Source organism: Thermoleptolyngbya sp. M55_K2018_002, assembly GCF_015295965.1.
GTDB lineage: Bacteria > Cyanobacteriota > Cyanobacteriia > Elainellales > Elainellaceae > Thermoleptolyngbya > Thermoleptolyngbya sichuanensis.
Genome location: NZ_DVEA01000302.1, coordinates 1 through 7,478, shown reverse-complemented (window position 1 = coordinate 7,478; position 7,478 = coordinate 1). Strand labels below are relative to the sequence as shown.

9 protein-coding genes are annotated in these 7,478 nt (G+C 59.3%); 7 read left to right on the top strand and 2 right to left on the bottom strand.

Features of this window, described 5'->3' with window-relative positions; genetic code table 11:
• A partial coding sequence (locus tag IGS51_RS15350; protein ID WP_297079519.1) for a sulfite exporter TauE/SafE family protein occupies positions 1-388 on the bottom strand: 388 nt, incomplete at its 3' end.
• Positions 389-515: 127 nt separating this feature from the next.
• Between IGS51_RS15350 and IGS51_RS15345 the strand changes: the two genes are divergently transcribed.
• From IGS51_RS15345 to IGS51_RS15320, 6 genes are all read left to right on the top strand, one after another.
• Complete coding sequence (locus IGS51_RS15345; RefSeq protein WP_297079517.1) at positions 516-746, top strand: hypothetical protein; 231 nt, start codon at positions 516-518, stop codon at positions 744-746.
• 13 nt (positions 747-759) lie between these two features.
• Positions 760-1,023, top strand: coding sequence for a glutaredoxin 3 (gene grxC / locus IGS51_RS15340; protein ID WP_068509172.1), 264 nt, complete (start codon positions 760-762; stop codon positions 1,021-1,023).
• A gap of 169 nt (positions 1,024-1,192) precedes the next feature.
• Positions 1,193-2,167: a glutathione synthase gene (gene gshB, locus IGS51_RS15335; RefSeq protein ID WP_297079514.1), complete on the top strand. Its 975-nt coding sequence runs from the start codon at positions 1,193-1,195 to the stop codon at positions 2,165-2,167.
• Between the two features lie 431 nt (positions 2,168-2,598).
• Positions 2,599-3,693, top strand: coding sequence for an ABC transporter substrate-binding protein (locus IGS51_RS15330; protein ID WP_297079512.1), 1,095 nt, complete (start codon positions 2,599-2,601; stop codon positions 3,691-3,693).
• 126 nt (positions 3,694-3,819) lie between these two features.
• Positions 3,820-4,629 (top strand): ABC transporter ATP-binding protein, encoded by an 810-nt coding sequence (locus tag IGS51_RS15325; RefSeq protein WP_297079510.1) that lies wholly within the window; start codon positions 3,820-3,822, stop codon positions 4,627-4,629.
• A gap of 176 nt (positions 4,630-4,805) precedes the next feature.
• On the top strand, positions 4,806-5,561 hold the full coding sequence (locus IGS51_RS15320; RefSeq protein WP_367279354.1) for an ABC transporter permease: 756 nt from the start codon (positions 4,806-4,808) through the stop codon (positions 5,559-5,561).
• Here the strand turns inward: IGS51_RS15320 and IGS51_RS15315 are convergent.
• Positions 5,558-5,845 (bottom strand): DUF2087 domain-containing protein, encoded by a 288-nt coding sequence (locus IGS51_RS15315; protein ID WP_297079507.1) that lies wholly within the window; start codon positions 5,843-5,845, stop codon positions 5,558-5,560. The two genes, IGS51_RS15320 and IGS51_RS15315, sit on opposite strands and share 4 nt — an antisense overlap.
• A gap of 112 nt (positions 5,846-5,957) precedes the next feature.
• Here IGS51_RS15315 and IGS51_RS15310 point away from each other — a divergent pair, with 112 nt between their 5' ends.
• Positions 5,958-7,379: a cytosine deaminase gene (locus IGS51_RS15310; protein ID WP_297079505.1), complete on the top strand. Its 1,422-nt coding sequence runs from the start codon at positions 5,958-5,960 to the stop codon at positions 7,377-7,379.
• Positions 7,380-7,478 lie beyond the last annotated feature (99 nt).

Sequence of the window (7,478 nt, the reverse complement as noted above, 5' to 3'; positions counted from 1 at the left end):
GCCGCTCGTGCAGCCTGCCCGCCGCCAGTGGATGCAGCAGCGGCACCCTGGGCAGCCCGTTCGGCGCAACCTGCACCAGCCCAAACCACACCAGCAGCCCGCCCGTCAGCAGCGCCATTAGCCGCCTCGCCAGACTCCCTACGCCCGCGAGTTGCCCGCCAGCCAGCACAACCGAGCCGACTGCACCGATTGCCAGCCCCACCAGCGCATAGCTGAGGATGCGCCCCATATTCAAGAGGACGTGAAAAATAAACTGCTGCCAGGGGGTCGGGGGCTTGTCCTGCACCTTTGCCAGGGAAAACGCCGCCGTCAACGGGCCGCACATTCCCACACAGTGTCCGAAACTCCCCAGAAACCCCAGGGTCATGACTAGCAGCAGATCCACCATGCCTGCTCAACGAAACCTGTATGCTGCAACGAAATACATTCCAAAGCGCTAGAAATTCCCAAGGCGCTAGAATTTCATGGCTCCAAACATGAGGATTCTAGACGAGAAGATTCTACGCATAAGGCTGATGGCAGGTGAAAGGGGCCAAACGGCGCGATCGCCCTTGACGTTTCGAGGTTCCTCTACCCTAGCGGCCGTCCCGTGGGATGTCAAAAGACGGGCTGTCAAAGTTAGACGGCTAGACGGCGGGGGGAAATTAGCCGGGGCAGTTCCCCGTCCAGCAACCGTGGTGAGGCTGAGGCTGCTGCAAGATATCTTCCTGCGGGTCGGCAGCGGTAAGATGAAGAAATATTGCTAACTTGAGGCAACCCATGACGGCGAACGTTGAAATTTACACTTGGAGTACCTGTCCGTTTTGCATTCGCGCCAAGGCTCTGCTGAATAAGAAGGGCGTGGACTTTACGGAATATTGCATTGACGGCGATGAAGCCGCCCGCGCCGAAATGGCAGATCGCGCCAACGGTCGCCGTTCCCTGCCGCAGATCTTCATTGATGGCGTTCATGTGGGTGGCTGCGACGACCTGCACGCGCTGGATCGGCAGGGTAAGCTAGACGCGATGCTGGCAGGGGTCTAAGCAAGGGAGGCGAAGGGGCAAAGCGCTGGCTTGGTGTCTGGGCGATCGGCCACCCTGCTCTCTTGCGCTCTGCTGCTGCCCCGTGTTGTCCTGTTCTGCCCCTCGGTTCACGTCCTCAATCCCCGACTTTATTTCCCGACTCTCCCGACCTTATTTCCCGACTCCATTTATGAAACTTGCCTTCATCATTGATCCGATCCACCGCCTCGATCCAGGCCACGATACCAGCGTGGCGTTGATGGAGGCGGCGCAGCAGATGGGGCATGAGGTGTGGATTACGGAGGCGAATCGGCTGTCGGTGGTGGGCGGCAGGGCCTATGCTCAGCTTCAGCCCGTGCGGTTGGTTCCGGCCGAACTGGTAGAAGGGCGCTGGGTGGCGGCGGAGGTGTGGTTTGAACTGGGCGATCGCCAGTTTTTGCCGCTAGACAGCCTGGATGCGGTGTTCATGCGGACTGATCCGCCTGTGGATATTCCCTATCTCTATGCCACCTACGTGCTGGACTATGTGAACCTAGATAGAACGCGGGTCATCAATGCCCCGGCGGGGCTGCGGGCGGCTAATGAAAAGATGTATGCGCTGCAATTTACGGGAGCAATTCCTGAAACCATCGTCACCGCAGACAAGCAGGTGATTCGCGAGTTTGTGGAGCGGCAGGGCGCAGCCGTGATGAAGCCTCTGGGGGGCAAGGCGGGCGAGGGAATTTTGTTTGCCGAACCGGGCGATCGCAATTTGAATTCACTAATCGAAATCAGCACCCAGCAGTTTCGCGTGCCCATCATGGTGCAGGAGTATCTACCCGCCGCCAAGGACGGCGACAAGCGCGTGATCTTGCTAAACGGCGAACCCATCGGCGCGGTGAACCGCATTCCTACGGGCAAAGAGTTTCGCGGCAACATGGCGGTGGGCGGGCGCGTGGCGGCGGTGGAGATTACCGAGCGCGATCGCCAAATTTGCGCCCAGCTTGCCCCCACCCTGCGCCGCGACGGGCTGATTTTTGTCGGCATCGACATCATCGGTGGCTACCTCACCGAAGTCAACGTCACCAGCCCTACGGGCATTCGAGAAATCGATCGGCTCAACGACGTGCGCTTGGGGCAGCAGGTGATGGACTGGCTGAGCCAGCCGCAGGGAACAGAGCCATAGCGTAGTTAGTAGAGCCTCATCACTCACATTCCACGATTTTTGCACTGTTGTACTCTCATCTCTCGTATCTCAAACTACAATCCAGGGTGATGCGTTCTAGTAGGGTCGAATATTGGGATTTGTAAAGACCCTGGCTTTGAGGCGTGTTTTAGAGCCTTTTGATTCCCCCTAGCCCCCCTTGTTAAGGGGGGAAACTGGGCCGAGCCGCGCCGGAAGTCCCCCTTGTTAAGGGGAATTTAGGGGGATCGACTCAGGGCAATTAGCGGCTCAGAGAGTTTGAAAACACGGTCTAGAGGGCTGAATATCTTTAGAACCAGGGTCGCTTTTCGGAGTATGCAGAAATTACAGAGGCGATACAGGTCTTTACAGCACGCCTGCATCGGGCATTCTGTTTTTGTTCGCTCAATTTTGTTAGCAATGAGGTGAGTTGGATGAGTCAGTTGTGGTATCCGTCGGGGCGATTGCCCCTGAAACGACGCAAGTTTTTACAATATGGGGCGATCGCCGCTGGCACGGGCCTCGTCGCTGCCTGCGCGTCTCAAGCGCCAACCTCGACCGAAGCGCCGGCCAGTCCTGCGGCTGGTGCTAGCCCTGCGTCCGGTGAGCTAACCAAAATCACCTACGGCACCAACTGGTATGCCCAGGCAGAACACGGCGGCTTCTATCAGGCGGTTGCCACGGGCTTATACAAAGACGCAGGGCTGGACGTGACCATTAGCATGGGCGGGCCCCAGGTCAACGGCACGCAGTTGCTCATGGGCGGCGCGATCGACTTTTTCATGGGCTACGCCGCCGATGCCATCAAGGCCGTCGAAGAGGGCATTCCCAAAGTCACCGTTGCCGCCATCTTCCAAAAGGACCCGCAAATCCTGATGGCGCACCCCGGCACGGCCGACTCGCTCGAAGACCTGAAGGGTCGCCCCATTTTTATCTCCTCTTCGGCAAACGTGACCTATTGGCCGTTTTTGAGAGCCAAGTTTGGGTTCACCGACGACCAGAAGCGACCCTACAACTTCAACCCCGGCCCATTTTTGCAAGACAAGCAAACCGCGCAGCAGGGCTATCTCAGTTCCGAGCCGCTGGCGATTAAAAAAGAAGGCGGCTTCGACCCCGTGGTATTTCTGATGGCAGACTACGGCTATGAACCTTATTCCACAACCATCGAGTGCAAGCGTGAACTGGTCGAAAGCAACCCCGACCTAGTGCAGCGGTTTGTGGATGCCTCCATCAAGGGCTGGTACAGCTATCTCTATGGCGATCCATCGCCGGGTAACGAGCTTATCAAGAAAGACAACCCGGAGATGACCGACGAGCAAATCGCCTATGGCATCGAGAAGATGAAGGAATACGGCATTGTCGATTCGGGCGACGCACAGGTGAAAGGCATCGGCGCAATGACCGAGGAACGCTGGAAATCCTTCTATGACACGATGGCGGCAGAGGGCGTGTTTAAGCCGGAAACCGACTATACCCAGGCCTACACGCTCCAGTTTGTCAACAAAGGCCCGGATGCGTACAAGGTCTAAGTCGAGTACGGTGTAGATGAAGCGCAGCCGGTGTAGCGGAACTGGCGCAACTGGTTCCGCTGCCCCGCCGCCGAACTAGGCTCACGCAACTAGTCTCGCTCCACTCGTTTTAAGGAACCCCATCGCATGAACACCCCAGCGGCGTTTACGCTCAGCGATGTCAGCAAAGTCTACTCCAATGGCACGGTGGCGCTGCAAAACCTCGACCTGACGGTGCATGAGGGGCAGTTTGTCAGCCTGCTGGGCCCGTCGGGCTGCGGCAAAAGCACCGTGCTGCGGATGGTGGCAGGGCTGGGCAAGATGAGTTCGGGCAACCTGTATTGGGGCGGCAGTTCTCAGCGAAAGCTGGCCTACGTCTTTCAAGAGGCGGCGCTGATGCCCTGGGCGACGGTGGAAGACAACGTGGCGCTGCCGCTGAAGCTGGTGGGCCTGTCGAAGAGCGCGGCGCGGGAGGCGGTGCAGGAGGCGATCGCCCTCGTTGCGCTGCAAGGATTTGAAAAAGCTTACCCGCGAGAACTCTCCGGCGGGATGCGGATGCGCGTCTCCATTGCCCGCGCCCTGGTGACAAAGCCAGAAATCTTGCTGATGGACGAACCCTTTGGGGCGCTGGACGAAATGACCCGCAGCAAGCTCAACAGCGACCTGCTGAACCTCTGGGAGCAGAAGCAGTGGACGGTGGTGTTTGTCACCCACAATATTTACGAAGCGGTGTACCTGTCGAACCGTGTGGTGGTGATGGCGGCGCGTCCGGGGCGAGTGGTGGCGGATGTGGCGATCGCCGCTCCCTACCCCCGCACTGAGGAGTTTCGCACCACACCATTGTTTAACGATTATTGCCGCGACATTTCCAACAGCCTGTCTCGCGCCGCTGGGCAGACGGCTGCATTGCACTCCAGCGACAGCGTTTCCGCCAGCGTCGTAAACCAGCCTGCATAGCGCCAACCCGATTTCGCGCCAACCCGATTTCCTAAGGCAACATTCCGATGGCCAATCTGTTTGACGTATCTCGCCAGCCCGAAGCCTCTGCTCCATCATCGGAGGCTGGTCAACCGTCCCAACTGCAACGCCTGCTCTCGCCCGATATCCTGGCTCCGATTATCGTGGGCCTGTTGATGCTGGCGCTGTGGGAAATTGGCGTGCGCCTGACCAACACACCGCCCTACATCCTGCCAGGGCCGATTCTGGTGCTGCAAACGCTGGTGCGAGAGTGGGGGACGCTGTTCCCCTCGCTGCTGATCACGATGAAAATCACGCTGTTTGCCTTCCTGGCAGCGGTGGTGTCGGGTCTGCTGGTTTCTGTGCTGTTTACCCAGAGCAAGTGGATCGAGCGCAGTTTCTTTCCCTACGCGGTGATTTTGCAGACGACCCCGATTGTGGCGATCGCCCCCCTGATCATCCTCTGGGTGCGACAGTTGGTTCCGGGCACTGCGTCTACCTTCGTGTCGCTGGTCATCTGCGCCTGGCTGGTGGCCTTTTTCCCCATCCTGTCCAACACAACTCTGGGCCTCAACAGCGCCGACCATAACCTGATCAACCTGTTCCAGCTTTATCGCGCTTCTCGCTGGCAAACCCTGCGCTACCTGCGGCTGCCCAGCGCCCTGCCCTATTTCCTGGGCGGCTTGCGAATTAGCGGCGGGCTGGCGCTGATCGGCGCAGTCGTGGCGGAATTCGTCGCGGGCACAGGCGGCACCAGTTCTGGGCTGGCCTACCAAATCCTGATCTCCAGCTTCAACCTCCAGATTCCCCGCATGTTTGCTGCCCTCTTTCTGACCACCGTGCTGGGCATCCTGATTTTTGTCTTGCTGACGATGCTCTCCGACCGCCTCCTGCGCCACTGGCACGAAAGCGCCGTCCGCCGAGAAAATTAAGCTGATTCCTTGGGTGGCAGCCAGTAGGCAGAGCCGTTTCGTTCCCGCTGGAGCAGGCCATGTTCAAACAGTTCGCGGCGGAGTAGAGCCGGGTCGCAGAACGTGTGATGTTCATTGAGGAGCTGGTTGACCTCGCATTCGGTGTAGGTTCTGCCCGCAGCGAATTTTTCAGCCAGATACCACAGCACCAGCGTTTGCACCCGCGCCCGATTGCGCTTGGACGGCCAGCGCGTCACCCGGCCCTGGTCATCTAGATAGGGCTGGAGTTCTGTAAAGTCGATCATTTCACCCCGCTCCTCCGTCTAATTTGGGATTTTGGATTCGTGATTTTGGCTCACGATCTGAGGTAGGTTTGCAAAGTGCCAACCTGAATCCCCGATTTCTAATTCCTACACTATGCCGCAACTCGATTTCGCCCGCCTGAATGAACCGCACTACTGGCTGTGCAACGCCCATGTGCCCCGGCCGCTGCTGCCTGATGCGCTGGTGTTGCCTGAGACGAGGGGCATTCTGGCGCAGGATAACCTGGCGCGGGTGGATCTAGAAATTTTGGATGGCACAATTCGCAGGATTCGCCCCAGTGCGGATGTGGCGGGTGAGGCAGAAACAGAACCCCTGCCGACGGTTGATCTGAAGGGCGGCATGGTGTGGGCTGGGCTGGTCGATCTGCATACGCATCTGGACAAGGGGCACGTTTGGGGGCGATCGCCCAACTATTCTGCAACCTTTGAGGAAGCGCTGGAGACGATCCGCGCAGATGCCAGCAAACACTGGGATGCAGAGGATGTCTATCGCCGCATGGAGTTTGGGCTAAAGTGCAGCTATGCCCACGGCACGACTGCCCTCCGCACCCACATAGACTCCTTTGGCGACCAGGCGGCGGTGAGTTGGAGCGTGTTTAATGCGCTTCAGCAAGACTGGAGCGATCGCCTCGCGCTAAAAGCCGTTTCCCTGGTAACACTGGACTATTACCAAACTCCAGAGGGCGAAATCCTGGCCGATCTAGTTGCCGAGATGGGCGGCATTCTGGGCGGCGTGACGGAAATGGGCCCCCATTTGGAAGCCCAGCTTGATCGCCTGTTTACCCTAGCCATTGACCGGGGCCTCGACATCGACCTGCACACCGACGAAAGCGGCGACCCCAACGACATTACCCTGCGCTACGTGGCCGAGGCCGCCCTGCGCCACGATTTTCGCGGGCAGATTGTCTGCGGCCACTGTTGCAGCCTGGCCGTGCAGTCTGACGACGAAGCCCAGAAAACCATCGACCTGGTGAAAGCTGCCCGCATCGGCGTGGTCAGCCTGCCCATGTGCAATCTGTATCTGCAAGACCGAAATCAGCGCTCGGCCCTTAGGGGGCAGGCGGCGGCTCCGTCTCCTCTGGGCGCTCACCCACCCGCCCTGCGACAGATACCCACCCGCACCCCCCGCTGGCGCGGCATTACGCTGCTGCACGAACTGAAACATGCGGGGGTTCCGGTGGCGATCGCCAGCGACAACTGCCGCGATCCGTTCTATGGCTTTGGCGACCACGACGGGCTGGAGGTGTTCACCCAGGGCGTGCGGATTGCCCAGCTCGATGCGCCCTATGGCGACTGGAGCCGGGTCGTGACGACCACACCGGCCGACCTGATGGGCCTGCCCACCGTGGGCCGGATTGCGCCAGGGCTACCCGCCGATCTGATTCTCTGCGCGGCTCGCTACTTCAGCGAACTGCTGGCCCGTCCCCAGGGCGATCGCACGGTATTGCGCCAGGGCAAACCCATCGACACGACCCTGCCCGACTACGCAGAGCTAGACGATCTGCTGCTGAAATAGCGCTGAACCAGATTGCCCAGGGCAGCACTAACGCCGGAACTGACGCAGTGGACTGGTGTCCCGCGAGTGCCGCCTGCAAGCTGCGAACCATACTTCTGA

Bases quoted from the DNA above. Each gene is read 5' to 3' on its own strand.
- IGS51_RS15345 (WP_297079517.1), top strand. From the start codon at position 516: ATGGCAGGTGAAAGGGGCCAAACGGCGCGATCGCCCTTGACGTTTCGA.
- grxC (WP_068509172.1), top strand. From the start codon at position 760: ATGACGGCGAACGTTGAAATTTACACTTGGAGTACCTGTCCGTTTTGC.
- gshB (WP_297079514.1), top strand. From the start codon at position 1,193: ATGAAACTTGCCTTCATCATTGATCCGATCCACCGCCTCGATCCAGGC.
- IGS51_RS15330 (WP_297079512.1), top strand. From the start codon at position 2,599: ATGAGTCAGTTGTGGTATCCGTCGGGGCGATTGCCCCTGAAACGACGC.
- IGS51_RS15325 (WP_297079510.1), top strand. From the start codon at position 3,820: ATGAACACCCCAGCGGCGTTTACGCTCAGCGATGTCAGCAAAGTCTAC.
- IGS51_RS15320 (WP_367279354.1), top strand. From the start codon at position 4,806: ATGCTGGCGCTGTGGGAAATTGGCGTGCGCCTGACCAACACACCGCCC.
- IGS51_RS15315 (WP_297079507.1), bottom strand. From the start codon at position 5,845: ATGATCGACTTTACAGAACTCCAGCCCTATCTAGATGACCAGGGCCGG.
- IGS51_RS15310 (WP_297079505.1), top strand. From the start codon at position 5,958: ATGCCGCAACTCGATTTCGCCCGCCTGAATGAACCGCACTACTGGCTG.